The sequence below is a fragment of the Lacticaseibacillus pantheris DSM 15945 = JCM 12539 = NBRC 106106 genome, assembly GCF_001311175.1.
Taxonomy (GTDB): Bacteria; Bacillota; Bacilli; order Lactobacillales; family Lactobacillaceae; genus Lacticaseibacillus; species Lacticaseibacillus pantheris.
Window position 1 is genome coordinate 14,396 of record NZ_BBAI01000023.1, and the last position, 22,468, is coordinate 36,863.

22 protein-coding genes and 1 pseudogene are annotated in these 22,468 nt (G+C 54.3%); 7 read left to right on the forward strand and 16 right to left on the reverse strand.

Going from position 1 to position 22,468, the window contains the following annotated elements; translation table 11 throughout:
• Positions 1 to 136: 136 nt before the first annotated feature.
• Together JCM12539_RS08075 and JCM12539_RS08080 are read right to left on the reverse strand one after the other, a co-directional pair.
• On the reverse strand, positions 137 to 751 hold the full coding sequence (locus tag JCM12539_RS08075) for a sugar O-acetyltransferase (protein ID WP_054650569.1): 615 nt from the start codon (positions 749 to 751) through the stop codon (positions 137 to 139).
• A 298-nt stretch (positions 752 to 1,049) separates the two neighbouring features.
• Positions 1,050 to 1,748, reverse strand: coding sequence for a hypothetical protein (locus JCM12539_RS08080; RefSeq protein ID WP_054650571.1), 699 nt, complete (start codon positions 1,746 to 1,748; stop codon positions 1,050 to 1,052).
• 127 nt (positions 1,749 to 1,875) lie between these two features.
• Here JCM12539_RS08080 and JCM12539_RS08085 point away from each other — a divergent pair, with 127 nt between their 5' ends.
• Both JCM12539_RS08085 and JCM12539_RS15690 read left to right on the forward strand, forming a co-directional pair.
• Positions 1,876 to 2,622 (forward strand): CorA family divalent cation transporter, encoded by a 747-nt coding sequence (locus tag JCM12539_RS08085; RefSeq protein WP_054650573.1) that lies wholly within the window; start codon positions 1,876 to 1,878, stop codon positions 2,620 to 2,622.
• On the forward strand, positions 2,598 to 2,768 hold the full coding sequence (locus tag JCM12539_RS15690) for a CorA family divalent cation transporter (RefSeq protein WP_082405414.1): 171 nt from the start codon (positions 2,598 to 2,600) through the stop codon (positions 2,766 to 2,768). The genes JCM12539_RS08085 and JCM12539_RS15690 overlap by 25 nt, the downstream gene beginning before the upstream one ends.
• Positions 2,769 to 2,876: 108 nt before the next feature.
• On the opposite strand, the gene JCM12539_RS08090 is transcribed toward JCM12539_RS15690, so the two are convergent.
• The 9 genes from JCM12539_RS08090 to JCM12539_RS08130 all read right to left on the reverse strand — a co-directional run bounded on the left by JCM12539_RS08090 (position 2,877) and on the right by JCM12539_RS08130 (position 12,006).
• Positions 2,877 to 3,824 (reverse strand): phosphoglycerate dehydrogenase, encoded by a 948-nt coding sequence (locus JCM12539_RS08090; protein WP_156302139.1) that lies wholly within the window; start codon positions 3,822 to 3,824, stop codon positions 2,877 to 2,879.
• A 122-nt stretch (positions 3,825 to 3,946) separates the two neighbouring features.
• Positions 3,947 to 4,363 (reverse strand): arsenate reductase (thioredoxin), encoded by a 417-nt coding sequence (arsC, locus tag JCM12539_RS08095; RefSeq protein ID WP_054650577.1) that lies wholly within the window; start codon positions 4,361 to 4,363, stop codon positions 3,947 to 3,949.
• A gap of 16 nt (positions 4,364 to 4,379) precedes the next feature.
• Entirely contained in the window at positions 4,380 to 4,925 is a 546-nt protein-coding gene (locus JCM12539_RS08100; protein ID WP_054650579.1) for a DUF3278 domain-containing protein, read from the reverse strand.
• Positions 4,909 to 5,115 (reverse strand): helix-turn-helix transcriptional regulator, encoded by a 207-nt coding sequence (locus tag JCM12539_RS08105; protein WP_054650581.1) that lies wholly within the window; start codon positions 5,113 to 5,115, stop codon positions 4,909 to 4,911. The genes JCM12539_RS08100 and JCM12539_RS08105 overlap by 17 nt, the downstream gene beginning before the upstream one ends.
• Positions 5,116 to 5,349: 234 nt before the next feature.
• Positions 5,350 to 6,000, reverse strand: coding sequence for a hypothetical protein (locus JCM12539_RS08110; protein WP_054650583.1), 651 nt, complete (start codon positions 5,998 to 6,000; stop codon positions 5,350 to 5,352).
• A gap of 54 nt (positions 6,001 to 6,054) precedes the next feature.
• Entirely contained in the window at positions 6,055 to 8,220 is a 2,166-nt protein-coding gene (locus JCM12539_RS08115; RefSeq protein ID WP_054650585.1) for a BspA family leucine-rich repeat surface protein, read from the reverse strand.
• A gap of 85 nt (positions 8,221 to 8,305) precedes the next feature.
• The gene (locus JCM12539_RS08120; RefSeq protein WP_054650587.1) at positions 8,306 to 9,940 is read right to left on the reverse strand and encodes a SpaH/EbpB family LPXTG-anchored major pilin; all 1,635 of its coding nucleotides are present in this window, start codon (positions 9,938 to 9,940) and stop codon (positions 8,306 to 8,308) included.
• Positions 9,941 to 10,366: 426 nt separating this feature from the next.
• The gene (locus JCM12539_RS08125) at positions 10,367 to 11,329 is read right to left on the reverse strand and encodes a SpaA isopeptide-forming pilin-related protein (RefSeq protein WP_162204089.1); all 963 of its coding nucleotides are present in this window, start codon (positions 11,327 to 11,329) and stop codon (positions 10,367 to 10,369) included.
• Positions 11,326 to 12,006: a pilin N-terminal domain-containing protein gene (locus JCM12539_RS08130; protein ID WP_054650591.1), complete on the reverse strand. Its 681-nt coding sequence runs from the start codon at positions 12,004 to 12,006 to the stop codon at positions 11,326 to 11,328. Before JCM12539_RS08130 ends, JCM12539_RS08125 begins: the two co-directional genes overlap by 4 nt.
• A gap of 255 nt (positions 12,007 to 12,261) precedes the next feature.
• On the opposite strand from JCM12539_RS08130, the gene JCM12539_RS08135 reads away from it, so the two are divergent.
• Genes JCM12539_RS08135 through JCM12539_RS08145 form a run of 3 tightly spaced genes read left to right on the forward strand, consistent with a single transcriptional unit; the run spans position 12,262 to position 13,876 of the window.
• Complete coding sequence (locus JCM12539_RS08135) at positions 12,262 to 13,080, forward strand: class C sortase (RefSeq protein WP_054650593.1); 819 nt, start codon at positions 12,262 to 12,264, stop codon at positions 13,078 to 13,080.
• On the forward strand, positions 13,077 to 13,379 hold the full coding sequence (locus JCM12539_RS08140) for a hypothetical protein (RefSeq protein WP_156302140.1): 303 nt from the start codon (positions 13,077 to 13,079) through the stop codon (positions 13,377 to 13,379). The genes JCM12539_RS08135 and JCM12539_RS08140 overlap by 4 nt, the downstream gene beginning before the upstream one ends.
• Positions 13,373 to 13,876: a class A sortase gene (locus JCM12539_RS08145; RefSeq protein ID WP_054650597.1), complete on the forward strand. Its 504-nt coding sequence runs from the start codon at positions 13,373 to 13,375 to the stop codon at positions 13,874 to 13,876. The genes JCM12539_RS08140 and JCM12539_RS08145 overlap by 7 nt, the downstream gene beginning before the upstream one ends.
• 707 nt (positions 13,877 to 14,583) lie before the next feature.
• Here the strand turns inward: JCM12539_RS08145 and JCM12539_RS08150 are convergent.
• Positions 14,584 to 15,522: a helix-turn-helix domain-containing protein gene (locus tag JCM12539_RS08150; RefSeq protein WP_054650599.1), complete on the reverse strand. Its 939-nt coding sequence runs from the start codon at positions 15,520 to 15,522 to the stop codon at positions 14,584 to 14,586.
• A gap of 563 nt (positions 15,523 to 16,085) precedes the next feature.
• On the opposite strand from JCM12539_RS08150, the gene JCM12539_RS08160 reads away from it, so the two are divergent.
• A complete protein-coding gene (locus JCM12539_RS08160) occupies positions 16,086 to 17,000 on the forward strand; it encodes a class C sortase (protein WP_054650603.1) in 915 nt (304 codons plus the stop codon).
• A 133-nt stretch (positions 17,001 to 17,133) separates the two neighbouring features.
• Here the strand turns inward: JCM12539_RS08160 and JCM12539_RS08165 are convergent, their stop codons facing one another.
• From JCM12539_RS08165 to JCM12539_RS08175, 3 genes and pseudogenes are all read right to left on the reverse strand, one after another.
• Positions 17,134 to 17,757, reverse strand: coding sequence for a hypothetical protein (locus JCM12539_RS08165; RefSeq protein WP_054650605.1), 624 nt, complete (start codon positions 17,755 to 17,757; stop codon positions 17,134 to 17,136).
• A 431-nt stretch (positions 17,758 to 18,188) separates the two neighbouring features.
• Positions 18,189 to 19,521, reverse strand: a pseudogene (locus JCM12539_RS08170) (dihydrolipoyl dehydrogenase family protein).
• 214 nt (positions 19,522 to 19,735) lie between these two features.
• Positions 19,736 to 21,103 carry an LPXTG cell wall anchor domain-containing protein gene (locus JCM12539_RS08175; protein ID WP_054650607.1) on the reverse strand — a complete coding sequence of 456 codons (1,368 nt, stop codon included), beginning with the start codon at positions 21,101 to 21,103 and terminating at the stop codon, positions 19,736 to 19,738.
• 494 nt (positions 21,104 to 21,597) lie between these two features.
• On the opposite strand from JCM12539_RS08175, the gene JCM12539_RS08180 reads away from it, so the two are divergent.
• On the forward strand, positions 21,598 to 22,191 hold the full coding sequence (locus JCM12539_RS08180; protein ID WP_054650609.1) for a DUF1697 domain-containing protein: 594 nt from the start codon (positions 21,598 to 21,600) through the stop codon (positions 22,189 to 22,191).
• A 26-nt stretch (positions 22,192 to 22,217) separates the two neighbouring features.
• Here JCM12539_RS08180 and JCM12539_RS08185 read toward each other — a convergent pair.
• The coding region (locus JCM12539_RS08185; RefSeq protein ID WP_156302141.1) for an LPXTG cell wall anchor domain-containing protein at positions 22,218 to 22,468 on the reverse strand (251 nt) is incomplete at its 5' end.

Below are 22,468 nucleotides of genomic sequence, written 5' to 3' on the forward strand. Positions count from 1 at the left end.
ATAAGAAATTGAGCCTGATAGCTACGGCAACTACTCAATTCCGAATGTCTCATGATAGGTTCAAGTTGCCAGCAACAGCATGGCACCCATAAATTTGGTTTGCGTTTACGAATAATCGCACCAATTTTCCAATTTACTAATCCAGATAATATTCGTCCGCCTGCCGCTCCCAGTACTCACGGTCGGCATCCGTAATTTCCCGCAACACCTTTGCCGGCGTACCGACGACGATGACGTTATCCGGAACGTCTTTGGTCACCACCGCGCCGGCGCCCACTACGGAGTTACTGCCAATCGTGACCCCAGGCAGCACGGTGACGTTGCCACCCAACCACGTGTTGTCGCCAATCGTAATCGGCCGCGCAAACTCCAGTAGGTCGGTCCGCACACCCGCATCTACCGGGTGCCCCGCGGTCAGGAGGTTGACGCGCGGCCCGATTTTCACGTTATCGCCGATGGTAATCCAGTTGGTATCGAGGAAAACCGCGTTAACATTACAATAGAAGTTTTTGCCCACCTTGATGTGCCGCCCGTAGTCCACTTCAAAGGGCGGTTGCACAAAGACGTTGTCGTGCTCGCCCTGAAAGATGCGCCGCTCCAACGCAATAATTTCGTGAACGTGGTCTGCCGGTAACTGATTAATCCGTTGCACCAAGCGCTTGCCGGGCCACTCGCGGTTAAACTCCTTAATCTTATCCGTAACGTACAATTTACCGGCCAACATCCGGTCGTATTCTGGATCTTTGCTCATCTCGTACTCCTTTTGATTCAAATACACCGGTATGTGTGCGCGAGCAAGTTCCAGCGGTGAGCAGTCTACCCGGCTAGGTTACTAGCCTCACGCTCACGCCCGTACCGGGCTACCGCGAATCATGGAGCCAAAGAAAATGCACTTTGTCTCCATGATTTGACGCTGTAACTCGCTTCGCTCGAACAGCGCAAGCTGGTAACTGCCGGGTAGACTGCTCACCACTTCCACTTGCTCGCGCACACATACCTACTATTAGGTTACATAGTTATTATCAAAGTTAGCCTAAACAAGAACAATACTATTCCTGTATGTACTCAGCCTTAACGTCTGTCTCGTCTTCAGTCACATTGCCGGCAAAATTAGGTGTGGCCAAAGACAACGTACCGCTCGCGTTGTAGAACAAATAAAATCGTTCCCCCACATACTGGCTACCGTCATCATTACTACTATCATCTGTGTCTATCGTATCAACAATATTGACCTGAGTATTTGCCTTCACCGTTCGGATATTGGGCCGACCAAAAACTCTGAATTGGGTCACTGGCCCTTGCCTAACCTCGGCAGCGACACGAGTTACGTCGGATGAATCATCAGACGTCGCAGGACCAGTAATAGTAAGAATGTAGTTATACGATTCACCCTGAACTGAATTAATGCTTATGGATCCAGGCTCGTTGACTCCATGGCCACGAAAAGTTACCCCATTAAAATCACCCGCGCCAACCGAATACTTAAACGGATCGTCACTTTCCTCAGAGCTAGCCACCGCACTACTACTCGTAGCCACGCTACTAGCGCTACTACTCGTACTCTGACTGCTCGACGTCACCGCCGTGCTACTGCTGGCGACATCCAGGCGGTTGTGGCGACCGCGTCCCAGCGCCATCCCCAGAATGAACACCAGTACCACCACCAGCGCCGTTATACCCGCAATGACCGTCCATTTCCATCCGGACCGCCGCTGTTGCTTGCGCCCCTGCCGTGAATCATTACCCATGTTGTACCACTTCCTCATCATCTTCTTGGCTAATAATAACATACGGCACACTGATTAATGAAAGGTCGTGAAAACGTTTGCTTTGCCGTCACTCACCCCTGTACACTGAAATTAGGAGGTGACAGTCATGCTGCAAAGTCGCACACTTGGTCCACATAACGCTGCCCAGACGGCCACATGCCAGTGGGTGCACGTCGACGCCGCCACCGTAGATGATGTACAGCCACTGGTTACCAAATATCACTTACCCGCGCCCTGGGTGGCAGCCGCACTCAATCCCCACGCCGATCCTCGACTAGAGGGGCTGGACGGCAAAGACGGCGTGCAGGGTTTGATTTTGTTGCGCGTCCCATACACCACACAAAATCCCAACAACCATCAGGTGTTCGAAACCGCGCCGCTAGCCGTCATCATGCGTGACGACCTGGTGGTAACCATCAGCGGCCAACCCCTCAGTATTTTGCCGGACATCGAACGGTTAGGGGCCGCGCACGATAACGTACCCGCCTTTGCTGCCGGGATTGTGCAGACCGTTTGCCATGAATTCACCGACGCGGCGGAGGATGTCGATGCCGATACCCGGGCGATGGAAAGCCGCGTGACTAACTCGTCACATAACGATCTGCTACTCGAAATCATGGCGTTGTCCAAGAGCCTGGTCTTCCTCGGAGCAGCCCTCAACCACAGCCACACCGTGGTGCACAAGCTACTAAACACCACCAGCATCTTTGCCCATGACGGGATCGGAGCCATCCTGCTCCATCGCGCCAACATCGAACTTGGCCAGGCGCTCACACTGAACGACAGCACCGAGAAAATTCTCGACCAGTACAACGCCACCATCTCGCAATTGTCGCCAACAACCTCAACCTGATTATGAAGGTTCTGACCAGCGTGTCCATCATCCTGGCCATACCGCCCATCATCAGCGGTATCTGGGGCCAAAACACCTGGCTGCCGTGGTCCAATCACGACTACGGCTTCTGGGTAGTCGTGGGCCTGGCTCTCGCCTCAGCCTGATTGTGGCGTGGTGGCTGCGGCGTAAAGAATATTTCTGATTTGCATCCCCGAAGACGCAAAACGCCAGTCTGGATTATTGCCAGACTGGCCGTTCTATTACCGTTATCACTAACCGAGAACCGGTGCATTAACCGCATATTCAGGCTGCTTACCGGTCAGCACCTCGTCAATCATCCGCGCGGCGGTCAACGACATCGTGCGGTTGGCCTCCAGGGTGTTCGCCCCAATGTGCGGCGTCACCATCACGTTGGGTAGCGTCCACAACGGGTTATCGGCGGGCAGCGGCTCCTGTTCAAAGACATCGAGCGCCGCACCACCGAGCGTGTTGTCACGCAAAGCCGCGATGAGTGCCGGTTCGTCAACGATACTTCCGCGCGCAAGGTTCACCAGCCCCGCCCCGTCTGGCATCAGGCCGAATTCGTGCGCACCAACGCTGTGAATGGTGTCGGGCACCGCCGCCAGATGCAGACTAACATAGTTCGACTGCCGAAACAGGTCGTCCCAATCCACAAAGGTACCTTCATCGGTGGTCCGCGGATGCCGGTCGTAGATCAGCACGCGCGCGCCGAGTCCCGTCAGCATCTTTGCCAACAGCTGGCCCACATGTCCAAAGCCGACGATACCGACCGTCGCGTCACCAACCTCGTGGCCGAGCAATTCGTGCGCGGCCACCCATCCGTCTTGGCGGGTCTTCACCCGCGTCTGCGGAATCTGCCGGGCGAGCACCAGGATATCCATCAGTGCGGCCTCCGCTACGGCCCGGGCGTTCGCACCCGGGGTGTTGGTGACCCAAACACCTTTTTGTGCGGCAAAGTCGACGTCGATGTTGTCGTAACCCACGCCGCGGCGGGCCAAAACTTTAAGGTTCGGCATCTGGTCATAAATGGCGTTAGAGAGCGGCTGACTAATCATCATCACACCCGCGGCGTCCGGCGCCAGCTTGAGGATTTCCTCCTCACTAGGGTCGTCCGCAGTAATTACTTCATAACCATGTTGCTCCAAGTAATGGTCAGTTAATGCGGCGGCCATTGTCGGTACAATTACTTTTGTCTTCAATTATTTCACCAGCCCCACGTTTTATTCGGCCGCACCGGACTGGACCGCCCGGTTGTGGCTGCGTATCTGCTCAAGATACCGCTGTGCTTGGCCGGCGTCAAATTCGCCTTCCGACTTTGCGCTTATTGTTCATTCTCACGCGCCAACTGCTGCACACGTGCATCGATCTCGTCGCGCACGCTGCGAAAGACGGTCAGAATATCTTCCTCGCTGCCTGTTGCCGCAGCCGGATCCGTCAACGGCCAGTGACGCCGCTCCACACTGGGTGGCGTAACGGGACAACGGTCGCGGGCATCACCGCACAAAGTAACGACCAGATCTGAGTTTGACAAGTACGTTGGGTCAATCAACTTTGAATGGTGTTGACTGATATCAATACCAACCTCGGCCATCACGGCGACGGCACGCGGGTTAAGGCCGTGTACCTCCACGCCGGCGCTAGCTACACGCCACTGTGAGCCAAGATAATGCCGGGCAAAGCCCTCGGCCATTTGGCTGCGGCACGAATTCCCCGTGCATAAAAAGTATATTTGTGGCATTGCGAGCCCCATCAATTTAATCGGAATTCTTGACAACACGAATACGCCTACGTTCAAAAGCATACATAAACAGGCCCAGCAATAACGCAAACCTTAGCGCCGAATATACCTCAGACCACGAAAACAACAGTCGCCAAAAGTTACCCTGCTCATAATCAATTGCGCTATTCAACAGCCATTCGGTCACAAAAATCGTGGGAGCCAACCAAAGCCATCGATGACGCAGCCGACGCAACACCATTGGCCGCTCCTCCGGTGTCACTTCATTCCAAAATATCCCAGAACGACTCAAAGGAATCAAAACACCAAAAATGGTGATTGCGAACAAACCCACAATCTGTACGGCTAGGGCAATATAGAATAACAACTCAAAGCTAGTGGTTTGACTGCGCACAGCCCACAGCGATAATACCAACCCGCTCAGTAGATCGTACACAAACATAAAGGCAAGCGCGCGAAGGGATAACCGCCCCACTTCCGCGCGCATATGCTCGTCAACCACACCAGGAACATCATAAAACCATTTAATTAGACGGTCATCCCAGCTAATCTTTCTCCTCATCTTGACCCCTCCAGAATAAAGTATTCAAATCAGTCCCCAACGCCCTCGCAAGTCGCAAGCACAAATCTAGAGACGGATTGTATTTATCGTTTTCGATTAAATTAACCGTTTGCCGGGCCACACCAATCTGTTCGGCCAAAGCCAGTTGCGAAAGGTGTCGCGCCCGCCGATATTCCCGCACTTGATTCATATCCATCCTCACCTATATGTCATTTATATCTGACACTATCAATTTAGAACGGATTGGTAATTTTGTCAACTATAAATGACATATTATCAAAAAAAACTCATAGCTGATACCTGATGAAAATGACTCAAGCCCAACGGTATGCCCAACCGCCTCACCTCCACCAACCGCCATAGCAACCCACACCAAAACGGGCACCCTCAATTCGACGGTGCCCGTTCTGAAACAATTATCTAGTTAATATGCACGTCGCCGCCGCACGCCGGCGCTAACCGCGACGACAATCATCAAACCCGCCATAGTAGCCAGCACACCCAGCCCCTGCAGTCGGTACTGGCCGCCAGTTTGGAGGATGTGGTCCCCCGAATGGCGAACCGAACCGTTGCCGACGGGTTCAAAGGTGTTCGGTAACCGGTGGGTCCCGTTCGGCTCGCTAGGTACGGTACCATTCAACCCCGACTTGGGTGTGTACGTGTAAGCAGTGTGATCGGCGTTGAAGACTAACGCTACTGGCGCCGCGGCTTTGGTTACACCTGCACCGGCGAGCTCCTGCACGAGGTAGGTGGCATTCAAAGCCAGCCCCGTTTCGTGTGCCAGCCCGTCGGCGTCGGTGACCAGCATCACGCTCATTGCGTTGGCGCCAGTTACCGACCGGTACGTGCTGGAATTCTGCGCATCAATCGGTTCGCCGCCCGCCGCTTCAATTAGCGTGACCTGATAACGGGCACCCGCTAACGGTACTGTCTGCTGGGTGACGCCCTCACTTGGCGCAGAAACCCGCTTACTGACGGTCAAAGTTGCAGTGTCACTCGTCGCGTGTACTGCGCGCGGCTGCGACCATGCCACTAAGCCCACCAGTGCAGCAATGATTAACACCAGCTTTTTCAAACGTCTCCCTCCCTTCGTCCAACAATACTACCCCTTCATTCTTCAACCTAAGCATTAGACGCGGCGCCGTACGACCATGCCGGTTGTACCCAGAACAACCGCGAGCACGCCCGCAACCACGGTGAGGAACGTGCCGTGACCACCAGCATGAGGATACTGATTGATTAAGTCAGCGTCGTTTTGCTCGTCCACAACGAACGTAACCTCAACATCGGCACCGTCAATCTTGGCGGTGGCAGTATCCACCGACGCATCATAGCCACCCGGTAAGGTACCCAAAGATGCGGTGTAATCGCCACCGGTAGAGTTCATCGCCAGCGTCACGGTCCCGTCAGCGCCGGTATTACCACTCATAACTTTGCTACCGTCACTACCCGTGACTGTCACGGGTACATCGGCCAACGTCATGGCCTGACCCTGACTATTCACAATCTTGGCGATGATGTCGTAGGCAAAGCGGAAGGTTTCGACCCGGTCCGCCGCCGTTGACGGTGGAGTGTAAGTCTCAGTGGCAGTGCCCACGCCGGCAACGTTCGCCTTGTCGTGCTTCTCGCCACGCCATGGACCATACTGGCTAGCATTAAGCTGAAACTGTGGTAAAACAACTTTACCCGTCCAACCAGAGCCAAAAGTAATCGACTTCAACTGTGACTGCAGTGTACTACTACTGTACACGTAAGTCGGGAATACCTTATCACTCGCGCCGTATGCACCACTGATAGTCCAGCCGGACAGATCAAGTTTGGTTAAAGCGTTATCGCCCCAGAAGATGTTAGTAATGTTAGTTTTACCATTCGCCAGCAGCTGCCATTTGGACACGGGCAGGTCCGTAACGCTCGACATACCCTGGAACATACTGGTCAGATTAACAGCATTACCTAAGGTCCAACCGTCAATACCGGGTAATGACGTCAACTTGGCGTCGCCATAGAACATAAAGCCCAGCTCAGTCGCACTAGTCGGCTGCCAGCCCGAAATATCTAGGCTGGTCAACCCCGTCATTGCTCTGAACATCTGACTAAAGTCGTCACCTTTGGCCACATTCCAGTTGCTCAGGTCCAGACTCGTAATTGCCGTATCATTCCAAAAGACATCCGCAAAATTGGTAACTGCGGAAGTATCCCAATTTAACCGCCCGCCAAAAGTCAGCTTCGAATCATTTTGGAACATTCCTTGTATATTGGTATTACTTTGCATCTTCCAGTTGAGCACGGAATCAATGTTGGTGAGCGCACTCATGTTCCCAAAAGCATACGAGGTATCGGTAACCTTGCTGGTATTCCAACCACTTAAATCCGGCATCGTTGACAACGAGCTATCCATGTAGAACAGCGAGGCCATGCTAGTGACCTTGCTAGTATTCCAATTCTGAATCCCGTCAACGGAGGTCAAATTCGGTTGATCCTCAAAGGTCCATTGCATTGAAGTCACGTTACTTGTATCCCAATTACTCGTCCCCTCGATTGTCGTGAGCAAGGCATTCGTGTTGGTAGAACTCGTCGTGTTGGAACTATGCGATGAGAACAAGTAGTCCATCGTGGTCATGCGGGAAACATCGACGTTGCTAAGCCCCGTAATCTTCTGCAGGTTGGTGAATCTTTGGAATAGGCCTAACGACTTATCGATGAAGACTGTGGGTCCCTCAAAGCTGACGGCATTAACATCGGTCAATTTGAACCCCGACGATCCGGACGCCGCGTAAATACTGTTGGCTAGTGCGGTTGTGGGAGCCGTTCCGGAAACGTGGAGGGTCCCGGCGGAGTCCAGATATGCCTGCGCCCCACCCATGGCCGTCGCCCCCGCGGGATTTGTCAGCGAGGTATAAATGTACCACGTCGCTTTCTTGCTCGAAGCGTTATAAGCGCTTTGATTGAACGTTGACGCCGCGTGAACAGATTGTGTTGGTGTCGATGCAGTAGCCGTCGCTAATCCCACGCCCAGCAAAAATGCTGGGAGTATTAACAAGACTAGCCCGCGTTTAGAAACGCGATTGCCGTGATTACCCACCTGGGCCATCCACACGGTGAAAGCCGTAATCCAGCCGACCACAATGGTCAACAGCCATTTCAGTGGATTGACTAATAACGATTCAGCCTGATCAACGTCGGTTCCCACTGGCTTTGAGTCGCGGGTCGGGCTAGTCAGCACGGACTCCGGAAGTGCACGGCGCATAATGATGAGGCGCATTTGTGCAAACGCCGCAGTGCCCCATATTTTCATTGTCGTGCCCCCTTTCTCAAATTGCCAAGAAACGGACGTGGGCATACGCCACACGCCCGTTAATCATTGACGTTATCCGCGGTAACTATGCGTTACGCTGACGACGCTTCATGACGTATACACCGGCACCACCCGCAACAATCAGTGCGGTAGTGAAGGCGTACAGCACGATCCGTGCCTGGGAACCAGTCAGTGGCAGGTTTGGCATAATGTTGTCGTTATCGACAACCGTTGCGTCAGACTTCGTGTCCTGAGTGGCAGTAACTTCGTGAACCTTCTGTTCAACATCGTAACCAGCAGGTGCGTCAGTTTCGACCAGGTAGTACTTCTGTTCGTGGCTCGTCTTGTCGACTTGCAGACCAGTAAATTCAGCCTTACCAGAGTCATCAGTCTTGGCGGTCACAACGTTACCATCTTTGTCGGTAACAGGGTTAGTGCCCTTTTCGGCATCTTCCTTAGTTGGGTAAAGCGTGAAGACGGCGTTAGCCAGTGGCTTGTTGTCCTGGTCGGTCTTGTCGACGTCAACGTTACCAAAGTAAACGGTTGGCGTAGGCGTGTTGTCGTCGCCATCACCACCAGGAGTGGTTGTCTGGTGGGATTCAGTATTAGGGGTAATCGTACCCTTGTAGTAAGTATCAAAGGTGTTAATGATCTTAGCATCGGAGTCGGCGTTGACCGTCGTGTCCAAAGTAGCAACTAACTTACTGTCAGAAGAGGCGGCGGCAAACTTCTTAATCCCCGCATCCGTCAATTCAACGGTTACGGTCGTCTTACCATCAGCCTTGGTTGTGGTTACCGTGTAGTCAGTATCCTTGGTCAAGGCGGTATCAGTCATACCAGACTGGTCGTTAGGCGAACTAATCACCACTTTGGAAACATCCTTATAGGTCATCAAGTTGTCGTCCAGGACATCGACTAACTTCAATTCGTTCGCGTATGTCTTGTAGACGGTCGTGTCGGTGGTAGTCTTGCTGCCATCAGCGTTAGTGACGGTTTCGGACGTGTTACCAGCAGTTTCCACACCAGTGTCATGAATATCGGAAGGACGGTTGATGGTCATGTTCCAGCTGACGTCCGTACCAGTCTTCACACTATCCTCAGTCGTCCCATCTTTGAAAGTCTTAGTTGGGTTCAGCTTCATGCTGTCCTCATCAACCTGGTTCTTAGGGTAGATGTTAACGTCGTATTCCAATGACTTGTCGCCAGTCGTTGCGTCCTTGTGCGTCATTGGCACGTGAACGATGAATGGCTTAGCAGCTTCCTTAACGGCAGCACTAGCCTGCTCAGTGACCAGGTAGTAGCCGTCGGCGGAAGTGCCAGTACCAAGGGCAGCCGTAACGGTACCATCAGCGGCAGTTGTTACGGTCTGTTCAGTAAAACTGGAATCAACCGTGTAGGTACTTGAATCGTTGCCATCAAAGGTCTTGCCAGCGACGTGACTAACCTTCTGGATGGTAAAACTAATACCACCCAGTGGCTTAGCGTCATCAGGAACCGTTGTGCTTGGTTCCTCGTCGCTACCAGTGGCTGGAGTACCAGTGTACTTATGTAGCGTAATGCTACGGGCTGACGTGTCGTCGGAGACGAGCGCGGAGCTACTTGAAGCAGCTGATACAGTGGCTGCATAGTGGTTGCTGATTAGCGGAGCACTAGCGGCACCCAAAGCACCGAGGGCTAACCCGCAGACCCCAACAATGTGGACAATCTTCGTTTTGTTCATAATGAATCTCCTCCATAAATGTGAGTAACATTTTGCTAGGTGACACCCCCCTGACACCTAACACTATGGTCAAAGTCTAGCACCCACTACTTGCCTGGTGTGGAAAGCGGACGGTTCTGACCAGGACACTTCTGACCCGTAAAATTCACATGGATTTCACAAAGTCTTCATAAGGTCGCTACGGGCATTATGACCCATCATCAACTAGGTTCATTAATCGAGTGATCCCGGCAAGGTATCAACCACTGCCAACCCAGCTAACACCTAGACATATACTCGCGCCAAGCAGCACTAAATGAGTTCCATTCCACGCCCTCTACTAATTGAAAACAGCACGGAGGATTTTGAAAACCGTGTTACTTTCCCCAATAGCCACAAAGGAGCACTAGTGATCAACTCACCGGTGCTCCACTAATTACGTTCAGTTTATGCCGCGTGCCGTCGCTTAGCGAGAACCACGCCGGCCCCACCGATAATGATGAGCAACCCGGCCATTCCGTAAAGCAACAACTGACCGTTCTTCCCGGTTAGCGGCAGATTAGGAAACGCGTTATCGTGATCCTTGACCGTTGCGTCCACGCTCGTGTCGCGCTTAGCGGTGACCTTGAACACGCCACCGTTGAGGTCGTACCCCACGGGCGCGTCGGATTCAACCGCGTAGTAGTCTTGCTGCTGCGTGGTTGGATCAACGTATAGGCCGACGAACTGCGCGACTCCATCACTACCGGAAATGGCCGTCATTACCTTGCCGTTACCGTCCTTAACCGGGTTGGAACCCGCCTTGGCGTCTGCCTCCGTTTTGTACAGCGTAAACGTCGCGTTGGCCACGTGATTACCGTCCTCATCCGTCTTCTGAATATCGACGTTACCCGTGTAGACCACGGGCGCGCTGGTATCCGCACTCGTCGGCTTAGTCGGCTTCATCTCGTCCGTGGCGCCGTCCGTGAGCGGCTTGCTGGTACCCGAGTGTTCGTGGATGACCTGCGTTGTCGCCGTACCTTTATAGTAGGTATCGAACGTGTTCACAATCTTGCCCGTGGTGTCCGCCGTGATGGTGGTCGCCACCGGAATGACCAGCTTGGTGCCCTCCGGCTGGGCCGCAAACTTCTTAATACCAGCAGCGGTGAGGGCAAAGACGGCCACGCTATAGTCGCCATCGACCTTCAGCTTACCAGCCGGTGCTTCCGAATCGTCGTAATCGGTGGTTTCCAGCTTCGTCTTGGTGCCATCCGGAGCCAGCATGTAAATGTAGCTGTAGCCGCCGTAAGTCAGGTTCTTCGTGATTAGTGGGTCCGACAGAATGAGCTTGCTGGCGTACGTCGTCTTGCCGCTATCGTCCGTCGTCTGGATGTCAGCTGGCCGGGTCACCACGAGGTCCCACACAATCATGCCACCCTGCATCGTGGAGGTCGCGCTGACCTCGGGGGCCTCCCCATCGGCGGCGCTGCTGCCTGGGCATCCTGGACGAACTTCTCCGGGTTCAGCGCAACGGCGTCGTCATCGACCTTGTTCTTCGGGTACACGTTCACGTCGTACAGCAAAGTCATGTCGCCAGTGCTGGCGTTCTTGGTCGTTTGCGGCAGGTGGATGATGAACGGCGCTGCGGCGGTGGCGACCAACTTGCTGGCCTTCTCAACCACCAGGTAGTAACCATCTGCAGCTTTGCCGATTCCCACGTTGGCTACGGCCTTACCGTCAGCGTCGGACGTAACCGCCATGGCGGTGAAGCTCGTGTCTACGGTATACGTGGAGCTGTCGGCGGCCGAGAGTGTCTTGCCCGACACCTTCTCAACCTTAGTCACGGCGAACTTGATTCCCTGCAAAGGCTTGCTGTCACTCGGGACCTTGCTAGCGTCCGCCGTGGTCCCGGTCAGCTTGTCCGTGCTGGGCGTCGCGCTTTCCGTGTATTTATGTAACGTGATGGTGCGCGCCGAGGTGTTATCTTCAGCCGTTGCGGCAGCCACCGGCGTGCTAGGAATGGCCCGAACCGCCGTCATGACGCCCGCCAGGCACCCCAGCACTAGTCCGAGTACCAACAACCCGTGGATGAACTTTGTTTTCTTCATGACATCAAATCCCTCGTTATACCCGACTTTTCTACATAGCATTAATGTAGCATGCCCATTAGTACACGAATGGTGACCGGTCAGAAGTGGCCCGGTCACTTCTGACCACCCACTATTCGTGTACAAGTGCGTACCCTCAACAATCCGCGCCGTACCGGCATTATGTACGGATACGGGCTTAAGCCGCGTGCCTTGGCGCATACAGTGAATGTGGTATGCTAAACGCAGTTATGTATTAAGAGAGGAAACAGTGGTATGGAAAAGCGGCGGCGCGCACGGGACCCTTGGTTCAGTATTATCTGCACGCTCCTCGTCGTTGTGGGCGTGGGGCTTATTTTGACGCCCACGATTTATTCGCGCGTAGTCGCAGGTCGGTACCAGCAGGACGTCCGGGTCTACAAGCAGCATGCCCAGACGACCACCAGGCGGACGCAGCGGCTAACGGCGTACAACCAGGCCCTGGCGGTCGGTCAACGAGGTACGCTCCCGCTCACCACGAACCAACTGAGCCACACGATTGGCTACGTGACGATTCCGCGAATCCACGTGCAGAATCAACCTATCTATTACGGTGATGACGACAACACGCTGGCTCATGGTGTCGGCATCATGCCGGGAACCAGCCTCCCCATCGGCGGGCGGTCAACGCTCAGCGTCATATCGGGGCACTCGGGGTTCAACAACCAGGTCATCTTTGATAACATTCGCCACCTCAAAAACGGTGACCGCTTCTACGTCACCGCACTGGGTCAGCCGCGCCACGCGTATCGGGTTTACAAGCGGATGGTGGTGGCTCCGAGTGGCAAAGCCGCGTTGGCCCCCATCCGCATTCAGCAGGGCAAAGACATTACGGTGCTCCTGACGTGCACGCCGATTTTCATCAACTCGCACCGGCTGCTAATTTTCGGCAAACGGGTACCGATAAAATCCGCCAAGCCAACAACCTCGCCAGCCCCAACCACGCACACTAACTGGTGGCTGTACACCACGATAATCGTGATCACAATCATAGTCGTTGCGGGCGGCGTAACGCTGGTTATGCGGCACCAACATCAATCCAAGGACATTAAATGATGAAAAACTTTATCCGGTGGTTTTGGAGCCCCCTACTATTATTAATACTCACGGCGGCCGCGGTCTGGGCGGGCGGTTTTGTCATTACGCAGGACGTACCGGTCACCTCTGCACGTTGGCGCAGTTACGCCAACAGCAACGCAGCCAAGCGGGCTAACACAACCGCCAGAATTAACGACGTCGACACCGCGACTTTGACCCGAGCACAGGCCCACACTAGCGCGTTACAACGGCAGTATGGGATGGGCGAGCTGCGGATTCCGGCGACGAACACCGACCTGAGATTTACTCCGTGGTGAATAACGCGACGTTGTCAACGGGTGTGGCGCGCTACTTTCCCGACCGCAAGATGGGCCAAGGCAACAACGTTTACGCCGCGCACAACTTGATCGGCGCGGACATCCTCTTGAACCGGACGGCGGACCTCCGCAAAGGTGATGAGGTGACGCAGACCGACTTCCGTCACGTGTACCACTACCGCGTGGTGTACAACCGGGTGATTCGGGAGACGGAGACAACGGTGCTGAACCAAACGAGCGAGGGCCGGATTACGCTGATCCACTGTGAAGGCCCGCTGAACACTCCGTTCAGGCGCGTGGTCATCGGTCGCCTAAGCAAAGTCACGGCCTACCACGCGGTCAAGGAGCCGCGGCGAACGTGGTTGCGGACCGGGCAGCGGGTGACTGGCGTACTCGCGAACAGCCGCGTTAACCGGCCGCTGGCGGTAGCGGTGCTCGCGGTCTTCGTCCTCCTGCTGGGGTATGCGTACCGCGGGTTCTACAACAGTCGCCGATAGACAAAACGAGCAACTAGCAGACAGGGTTAGTTGCTCGTTTTTGTTGGTTGGCGGTTCTGGCCGGTGGGAGTGCTGCGGGGCACTACGACTTGGTGGACCGCTCCACGGTGACCGCTGCTAGGGCGAAACCTCCAACCGCAAAAACCGCGGTTTCCGGTGCGACTTAGAGCCTGCCTGCCAAGCCCGGGCAGCCAGTCTCTAAGTTCGTCGCGCTGTACATCGCTACGCTCTTACAGCGGCAAGCCCCTAACAGCGGTCACCGTTCCGGGTCCAGTCGTCTCCGTACCCCACGGCACCCCCCACCGGCCAGAACCACACTTGCGAACGAACCTACTAATGAGCTGGTAATCGTCCACGACCGCATCAATAACTAGTCGGTCTGAATAACGTACGAGTACAGCACCAGGACGCCTGAGATTAGAGCAATTGAAAAATCAAAAACCACAGCCGAGGCTTCCAACAGCAACCCCTGACAGGAGGGGTGACTGCCATAGTTGCGTGAGGCCGCGTCGGTCGGGTTGATGAGCGTAGGCGCCGTGCCCGGAGACGTGGTTGCTGCGACCCCGGAGCGCTGTTCGAGCGTAGCGAGTTACAGCGGCAAATCTTGGATACAAAGTGGTTTTCTTTGGCTCCAAGATTCGTGGAAGCCGGGACGGGCTGGAGCGTGCGGGTGTAGCAATCACGGCGCAGGGCACGTAAGCCGCAGCTCACCAACCCGGCCTACGCTGCCGCCCCCCGCCGCTACTTTGCAGGTGCCAGTTGCTGGATGGAGCGCCAGAGTTGTTCGATACCATCGTGGTCGCGCCTGAAGATGCCCTCAGGTATGAACCACTGACGCTGGCCAGCAGGTCGTCCTTCATCTGCACGGCCCGCTTCTGGTCGCCCGTCAGGTACTCCTCAATGGCCTCACACAGTCGCTTGTACATCCGGAAGTAATAGTTGCTCCACAGCACAACCCGTTTGCGAATGAGATCGCTGGCTTCCAGCACGTTGTGCACCTCGCCAGAATCCACCGCGCTGTCGAGCAGCCCAATATAGAAACTGTCCAGCACGGCGTCCGACTGATCATCGAGGTTAGTCCATCCCAACGCCCGAGTATTCAAACTGTGGCCCTTAAAGGTGCCCTGTAGTTCGGCATACGGCACGTAACTCACTACGCGGCTAACCACGCGGAAGTCGAAGGCCGTCCACTGTTCATAGTTGGCAAACTGCCGGAACAAACGGTTGGCCGCCTGCCGGGCACCATCACTGTCACTGCGTAATTCACACAGCATAATCTCACAGGTCATAATCTCACTCTTCATCCAGGGTAGGTATTCATCCTTGGCTGCCGCAGTGAGCTCGGCCTGGATACTCTCCAATTGCTGCGTATCGCCAGTTGCGCCCGCATTGATAATATGACCGTCCACTTGATCGAACGACCAGGTATGGCCCTCCACCAATCCTTGGACTTCTTCCGGTTCCGCCGTGAGGTACGACAGTAGGTGGATAAACTGGCTCAACTTCATGTCAACCTGACCCTGAGCGATGCGCTGCAAAGTCTTCTGCGACCAGCCGAGGTCATCCGCCAAACGTTGCCGCGGAATGTGCTTAGCCAACCGCAAATCCTCAATATAACGACCTACCGCTCCATAATCCACAGCCATCACGGCCTCCTATTTATCCAACCCGGGCACCAGTCAATTACCCACTATTTACATTTTTTGTACAAAATTTGAGCAATATTTAACCAACAAGTACGGCTCAGTATTCGGGTTAATTATAACAAAATATGGCCACTTGTGACCGATTTATCTATATTACGGTGATAATCTCAGGCAAGCTTTAAACAATATCGTCTTAATGTTTGAAAAGCCAGCGTTTACCTGCCACACATCCGTACCGCTAATTGTTGTTTTCCCCGTACTTTGCATTCAAACCCACGCTAGCGGCACGGTTGCACCCAACCTTGGTACCCAAGACACTTTTGGCCTGGTCACAACTGTCCCATTTGTACACATGACGGTAAAAAGTGGGTATGATGTTGTCGTAGGTTAACGTGCGTCCCCAAAATGTTGCATACATGCGTGCGTTAGCCCTCATACTTAGTGGTACTACGTATGGCCCTAATCCGTGTTTCGACTCCGCCCGCTCCCCAAGCTGCGCACTGTCAACACTGAATTGGCGGGACTACGCGCAGTGCCACATTTTGCATACGGAGGTTTTAATCGTGTCAAAGAAGAAAGCCAATAACGATCAGCAGCAACAACCCCGTCAACGTCACGGTTGGCTCAAATGGTTTTTCGGCACGATGTTAATCCTCGGGGCCATCCTTTTCTTTGCCCCCATGATTTACGAACACCAGCAGGACAACCAGCGTATCCGGCTGGCTGAAAACTACCGTAAACACCTGTACCCCGCCGACGCCAAGCGTGACGAGTTGATTCGCCAGTACAACGCGAACGCCTACGCCACGCAACAACGCCGGCCACACCCATACCGGCCCGTCACGATTAAGGAAATTATGGACGGGCACCCCAAAGCGGCGATTGGTAACGTCAGCATCCCCAGCATCCACCTCAAGGGGATGCCGGTCTACTACGGTGATAGTGACCGCATTCTCGCGAAGGGTACCGGCGTCATGCCATTCACATCCCTACCAAGCAAGGGCCATTACGTCACGTCGTCCGTGACCGGGCATACGGGGATGGCCAACCGCATCTTCTTTGACAACATCCGTTACATGAAGAAGGCCGACGTGTTCTACCTCGACGTCTTTGCCCACCGCCTCGCCTACAAGGTGTACCGCAAGCAGGTCATCGACCCGCAGCGCGCCGACGCGGTGTCGCACTTCTACGTGAAGAGCAAGCAGAACCGCGCCATCCTAATGACGTGTACGCCCATCGGCATTAACGACCACCGCCTGTTGGTGTACGGCCGGCGGATTTCACTCAAGGAAGCAAGGCGAACGCACACCATTCCGCGCGACACGTTCAGCCCCATGAACCTGTGGCGGGACGCGATTATTCTGTTACTGATACTTTTGCTACTCTGGTGGATCTACCGGTGGTATCAGGACCATAAGGATAAGGGGCAGGACGAGGAAACGACGGACAATAACGAAAACACCAACGAAACAAATTAATTTCTAATTTTATTAACTAAGCAAATAAAGCCCAGATCAAGGTAAACCGCGATAATCCGTTTGTGGGTATCGCAAATAACCTTGTTTTGGACTTTTTTTGTCACACACTTAAACTTTTTAAAAAAATACGCTGTCAATCTACTTGACTACCAGCAACTGCGGATGCAGAGGCTGCGGCGGACGTATTTGCATCATCAGCTGATCGAGCAAAAGCCGTTCTATCGATTTGGCTGTCAGCTACTGCAAGATTTTTGTGGGAGGCCATCGACATACCCGACGGAGAATCAGCGGCCAAAACAGCCTCAGCATTAATGTCAGATTGGGGGTAGTAAACTGCAGCAACGGCTGAGGCAGCGACCTGGCTTCGCACATTTGTAGAAAGAGTTGCTACCGCAGCAACATTGGAGTCTATCGTGGCCTGCAAGTTAACACCAGATTTGGTTGATGAATAATCAGCAGTCCTAGCGACCTCAGCGTCAATACACGATTGGGGGTAGGAAACGGCGTCGGCAGTTAAAGCAGCGTCTTGACTTGCTACATTTGCGGAACGAGTTGCCACATCGGCCGTCGCTGAAATTTTAGTGGCCTTTACAGCAACGTTGGAACTGGCACTAGCACTGCGCGACATTCGATCATCATTCGACACCGCCTGGGTTGAGGCCTGTCTGCCGTTATCCAACAAGTGATTGATCTCATTAGCACCAACCGTTAATCCCAAAAGTGCCACTGAGCTAATCAATATTTTGTTTCTCTTCATCAACAATTCCTCCGTCATATTTATATGAAATGTACAAAGTCAGTATACTCTGATAAGATCGCCAACCAATAAAAAAAATTTTTCCAAAACCGTTAAAGCAAAAAAAACGGGCGTATCAACAAATCATCTTTGTCGATACGCCCGCTTCAAAAAAAATTATGGTACTGCGGCGGCTGGCCGCAATTAAAATTTATCCGTCAACCGTATATAAGGCACAGGACATATTTACGCATATGCGCAATATCGCCGCTCAACCGCGCGAACATATCATTCGTTCGCCCCCCACCAAATATGCGTGCGCGCATATTCAGTTTGTCGCCACAAACGCCGTACCGTCGCGGTCCAACGCAGCCTTTGCGCATATCCATAAATATGTCCTGTGTGCTATCCGGACCTAACGCCCAATTTACGTTACGCCCACAACATCCCCACTACCGAATCTTGTGCCAAGCCGACGCACTGATCGACGGGAACAAGTGCGCCATCCGCCACATCTGGTCGCGGTCGTAGCCGAACACCACCGCCGGCAGCAGCGTGTTCACCGCATCCTCGGCCTGCTCGCTCATCTCCGCGACCCCCACCAGGTGGTGATCATCATCAAATACCAGCAGGCTATCACCGATACTTTGCTCGTCAATCTGGCGGTACCAATCGTCCGGCACGTGGTTGTGGACCACGCTTGCGCCCACCGCCTCGGCACTCTCTGGCTGCACGCGACCTGCGCAATCCGCGGCGACGTGTAGACCACCGTCGGAATCGGTGGGTAATCAATCGCCGCATCCGTCTGTCCGCTAAATAGCTGGTAGAGGTAGTAGGATTCAAAGGTGGCCGTGGGGGTCAGCCGCGGCTGTTCCTTATCGATGACATCCCCCGCCGCATAGATTGACGGCACGTTCGTCTGCAGGTGGTCGTTCACCGGAATCCCGTGCGGCGTCACCGTCACGCCCGCCGCCTCAAGCCCGATGCCCTCGACGTTCGGAATCCGTCCGGTCGCGTCCAGCACCATGTCAACGGCGAGCGTCGCGTCATCCCCGTAGTGCACCGTGATGTCGCCGTCATCCCGGGATAGTTGACGAATACCGGCGTTACGGACAAAGGTGACCCCGCGACTTTGCAAGTCGTCGATCACCGCTTCCACGAACGGCTGGTGGAACCGGCGTAACGCCTTGTCGCCGTGCATCAGGACGGTGACGTCCGCCCCGGCCGCGTTGGCGATGGTGGCAAACTCCATACTGATGTAGCCCGAGCCATAATGGCGATGCGGTGCGGCAACTCGCGCAGGTTCATAAAGTCGGAGCTGTCAATCGCCAGTTCGTCGCCCGGTACGTCCAAACGGTGAGGACGCAGCCCGGTGGCAACCACAATTTTGTCGCCGGTATAAGCCCGGCCATCCACCGATATGGTGTGGGCGTCGATGAGCACTCCGCGGCCATGGATAATATCCGCGCCGGATTGCGTCAACTTACCCGCAATGTTGCCCGGCAGCGGGTCAATGATGGTCTGCTTGTGCGCCACCAGCTCCGACCAATTGATGCCTACTTTGCCACTCACCACGCCCTGCATCCGCTCCACCGCACGCTGCACGGTCACCGGCGCGTCCAGCGTAATCTTGGCGTTACAGCCGCGGTTCGGACACGTGCCGCCGATGAGCCCACTCTCGATGACGCCCACCCGTTTGCCGCTTGCCGCCAAGGGCCCGGCACCATCAAAGGTCCCGTGACCCGCACCGAGAAACAAAACATCGTAATCATACGTCTGTGTCATGTCGATCCTCCGTTATTCTGGCCTTAGTAGCAGTCTTCACACCATTAAGTATAACAGGGCTAGGCGGGCGGGGCTGACGACGGTTGTAAGCAAAGTGGTGGAAATAATGCGTGGCAACCAGTGCTCCAACGCCAAAACGACCCGGTTTCGTCGCTGTTGTTGCGCGGCAAAACCGGGTCGTTAATATTTTATTCGCTAAAGGAGGTAGTTAAAATTAAGCGCGACGCTTGCGGCTAACCAATCCACTCAGGCTAACCAGGGCCAACATGGCCGTACCAAAGGCTGCGAGCAGCGTGGTCTGTTGATCACCAGTTGCTGGCAGGGCCTTGGCTGGCGTCGTCGCAGCTGGTTCAGCCGGAGTCTGAGCCTTGGCTGCTGGTTGGGCGGCTAGCTGAGTTGCTTTAGGCGTCGCCGTCGCTGGTTGCGCTGCTGCAGCCGGAGTTGTCGCAGGGGCCTTGGCCGGGGCAGGCTCGCCCGCAGGCTGCTTGGCCGGTTCCTTGCCGTCAGTCGTGTCGGTGGCTGGCGTACTCGTATCGGCCTTAGTCGTATCTGGCGTCGTTGCTGGCGTGTCGGTGTCACCTTTGTCTGTATCTGGCGTCGTTACGGGCGTCTCCGTGTCACCCTTGTCCGTATCTGGCGTCGTCGTTGGTGTTTCCGTATCGCCTTTGTCCGTGTCTGGCGTCGTCGTGGTGGTTGCTGGCGTCTCAATCTTCCCGTTAATCAGGTTCAGCGTGCCCGTCATCAGGTTGTTGTTCGTGTCAAAGTAGTGGAAGGTGTACGGCACGTTAACGTACGCGTCAGTCATCTGAGCGATTTCATCATCAGATTCAGACTTCGTTTGGTAGTTATCGTTAAAGCCGTTGCTACCGTAAATTTCAACATCAAAGTAGGTGCCACCAGGGAATACGTGGTTGCCGTCGTCTTCATGAGTAGACTTGGACACGCTGACACTCACACCATCAGCGAGCTGTTGATCAAAGTGAGAACCGTCCATATCCTCGGCAATACTAGAAACATCAACGTTAAAGCTCTGACGACCAGCTGGTTCCTGACCATCAGTCATGGTCAATGAATTGGCTTGCCATGCACCATTTGCGTACTCCGCATAGTAAGTTGTATCGCCCTTGAACACGCTGGTCGCACCTAAAGTATTATAGCCACTGGTATCATTTGTGTCGTCTGATTTAAAGGCGTTCTGATTAGAAACGGTGGCCTTGTAATAACCATCTTCCTTACCGTTGTCGTCATAACCTTCAGTTACCTGAACCACGCCGCCGTTACCTACGTGCTTATACGCCAAATCGCCGTTACTGTCCGTTTTGGCATCGGCATCGGCCGTACTAATCGTGTCGTTCTGCCCATCAGTCTTGATGGTCTGACCCGATGGCACCTGACTCTTGACCGGCGCCTGGCTATCCGCGGTGGCTGCCGGCGTAGTCGCAGCGGAGTCTGCGTCCGTCTGCGTAGTGGCAGCCGCCGCAGCGGTGTCCTCCGCTGCGTGGGTCTGAACCTGTGGCTGTGCTGCAATCCCAGACAGCACGATACCAGCGACGAAAATTGAACCCAATAATGATTTCTTCATAAGCTTCTCCGTTCTGCCCTCCTCCCCCAAAGCCGGACTACTGCTATGTGTAAGGTCATTGTCCAGTACAATAACCGTGCTCTCCAACGAGTTAAACCACCCATTAAATCACAAGCAAAGAGTATCATGTTAACGTTATTCTTTCAATATTTTTATACTGCCATAAGTAACAGCTATTAGCGGGCTGCATTGGATACCATCACAATTATCGACTTGATAGTTTGTGAATGCCATTACCGTCACTGCGGGCAATTAACCAACACTTACGATATAAATCAACATTCATACCGCATGGCCAAAGTTCACAACAATTACAATTGTGAGCCGATTTTCGTCATGTCAAGACAGTCTTTTTGCGATCAAAAAAATATTATTCTTACTACAAACTAAATCGCAACGTTGGATTGTCTGTGGTAGAATATCGCCAAAGCAATCAAGAACGAGGATGACCACGGACATTGAGTGCATCCGTGTTAACCAAGCAGGGGGTTCTGATGGAATATTTAGCTCTGTTACGCGGTATCAACGTTGGCCGCAACAACCGCATTACCATGGCGGACCTGCGCGCCGCCTTTACGTCCGCGCGCTTCACCAACGTGCGCACATACATTAATTCCGGCAACGTCATGCTGACGAGCTCACAGCCACCCGACGTGGTGCAGGAACGGAGCCAAGCCGTCGTGCGCGAATGGGGATTGAACGTGCCCGTGAGCACCTTTGTGGCCCGCGAACTGCTCAAGGTGCTGGCGCCCGCCCCCGCATGGTGGACAGCGCCGGCGGCCGGCAGCATCAGCAATGCCATCTTTGTCTGCCCACCAACGTCGCCCGACAAGGTCTTGGCTGCCATGGGTGCGGTGATGATGAGGAGGAGCAAAGCCGAGTTGATGGCCCCGTCATCTTTGTTACCAGCAAAGCCACCAAGTTTATGGACACGCGGTGGTCGCGGACGCCCGCGGCAATTTCAACGCAAATTACCATTCGCAACGTACAGACCACGCTCAAACTCGGCGAACTGCTGGCCGAACGCGTTTAGCAACAAAATGGCGTCCCCCACACTTGGGGGACGCCATTGTTGTATACAAGACTGATTATCGGCTGTGTACCGGCTGCTAGATTATGCCCGTTGCCGGCGGATTGTAATTAGGCCACAAACCGCGGCGAGTAATACCAGACCGATAAACACCAAGATCCAGGCCACCCGTTCGCCCGTCGCTGGGAAAATTCCATGTTGCGGCGTGTGCGACTTTGGGGTCACTGGCGCTGCTGGTACGACCGCCGGGGTCACTGGTGGTGTCCCCTGCGTGTCCGGCATGACTGGCGGGGTGGCCGGCGTTGTTGCGTTGCCGGTGTCGTCGGTGTCGTCGG

What these genes read in the sequence shown, in the direction of transcription:
- JCM12539_RS08125 (WP_162204089.1), bottom strand. Translation starts at nt 11,329, where the DNA reads ATGATTGTGTGGGACCTCGTGGTGACCCGGCCAGCTGACATCCAGACG.
- JCM12539_RS08135 (WP_054650593.1), top strand. Translation starts at nt 12,262, where the DNA reads ATGGAAAAGCGGCGGCGCGCACGGGACCCTTGGTTCAGTATTATCTGC.
- JCM12539_RS08180 (WP_054650609.1), top strand. Translation starts at nt 21,598, where the DNA reads ATGGAATATTTAGCTCTGTTACGCGGTATCAACGTTGGCCGCAACAAC.
- JCM12539_RS08105 (WP_054650581.1), bottom strand. Translation starts at nt 5,115, where the DNA reads ATGAATCAAGTGCGGGAATATCGGCGGGCGCGACACCTTTCGCAACTG.
- JCM12539_RS08175 (WP_054650607.1), bottom strand. Translation starts at nt 21,103, where the DNA reads ATGAAGAAATCATTATTGGGTTCAATTTTCGTCGCTGGTATCGTGCTG.
- JCM12539_RS08130 (WP_054650591.1), bottom strand. Translation starts at nt 12,006, where the DNA reads ATGAAGAAAACAAAGTTCATCCACGGGTTGTTGGTACTCGGACTAGTG.
- JCM12539_RS08075 (WP_054650569.1), bottom strand. Translation starts at nt 751, where the DNA reads ATGAGCAAAGATCCAGAATACGACCGGATGTTGGCCGGTAAATTGTAC.
- arsC (WP_054650577.1), bottom strand. Translation starts at nt 4,363, where the DNA reads ATGCCACAAATATACTTTTTATGCACGGGGAATTCGTGCCGCAGCCAA.
- JCM12539_RS08085 (WP_054650573.1), top strand. Translation starts at nt 1,876, where the DNA reads ATGCTGCAAAGTCGCACACTTGGTCCACATAACGCTGCCCAGACGGCC.
- JCM12539_RS08150 (WP_054650599.1), bottom strand. Translation starts at nt 15,522, where the DNA reads ATGGCTGTGGATTATGGAGCGGTAGGTCGTTATATTGAGGATTTGCGG.
- JCM12539_RS08120 (WP_054650587.1), bottom strand. Translation starts at nt 9,940, where the DNA reads ATGAACAAAACGAAGATTGTCCACATTGTTGGGGTCTGCGGGTTAGCC.
- JCM12539_RS08165 (WP_054650605.1), bottom strand. Translation starts at nt 17,757, where the DNA reads ATGAAGAGAAACAAAATATTGATTAGCTCAGTGGCACTTTTGGGATTA.
- JCM12539_RS08100 (WP_054650579.1), bottom strand. Translation starts at nt 4,925, where the DNA reads ATGAGGAGAAAGATTAGCTGGGATGACCGTCTAATTAAATGGTTTTAT.
- JCM12539_RS08115 (WP_054650585.1), bottom strand. Translation starts at nt 8,220, where the DNA reads ATGAAAATATGGGGCACTGCGGCGTTTGCACAAATGCGCCTCATCATT.
- JCM12539_RS08080 (WP_054650571.1), bottom strand. Translation starts at nt 1,748, where the DNA reads ATGGGTAATGATTCACGGCAGGGGCGCAAGCAACAGCGGCGGTCCGGA.
- JCM12539_RS08140 (WP_156302140.1), top strand. Translation starts at nt 13,077, where the DNA reads ATGATGAAAAACTTTATCCGGTGGTTTTGGAGCCCCCTACTATTATTA.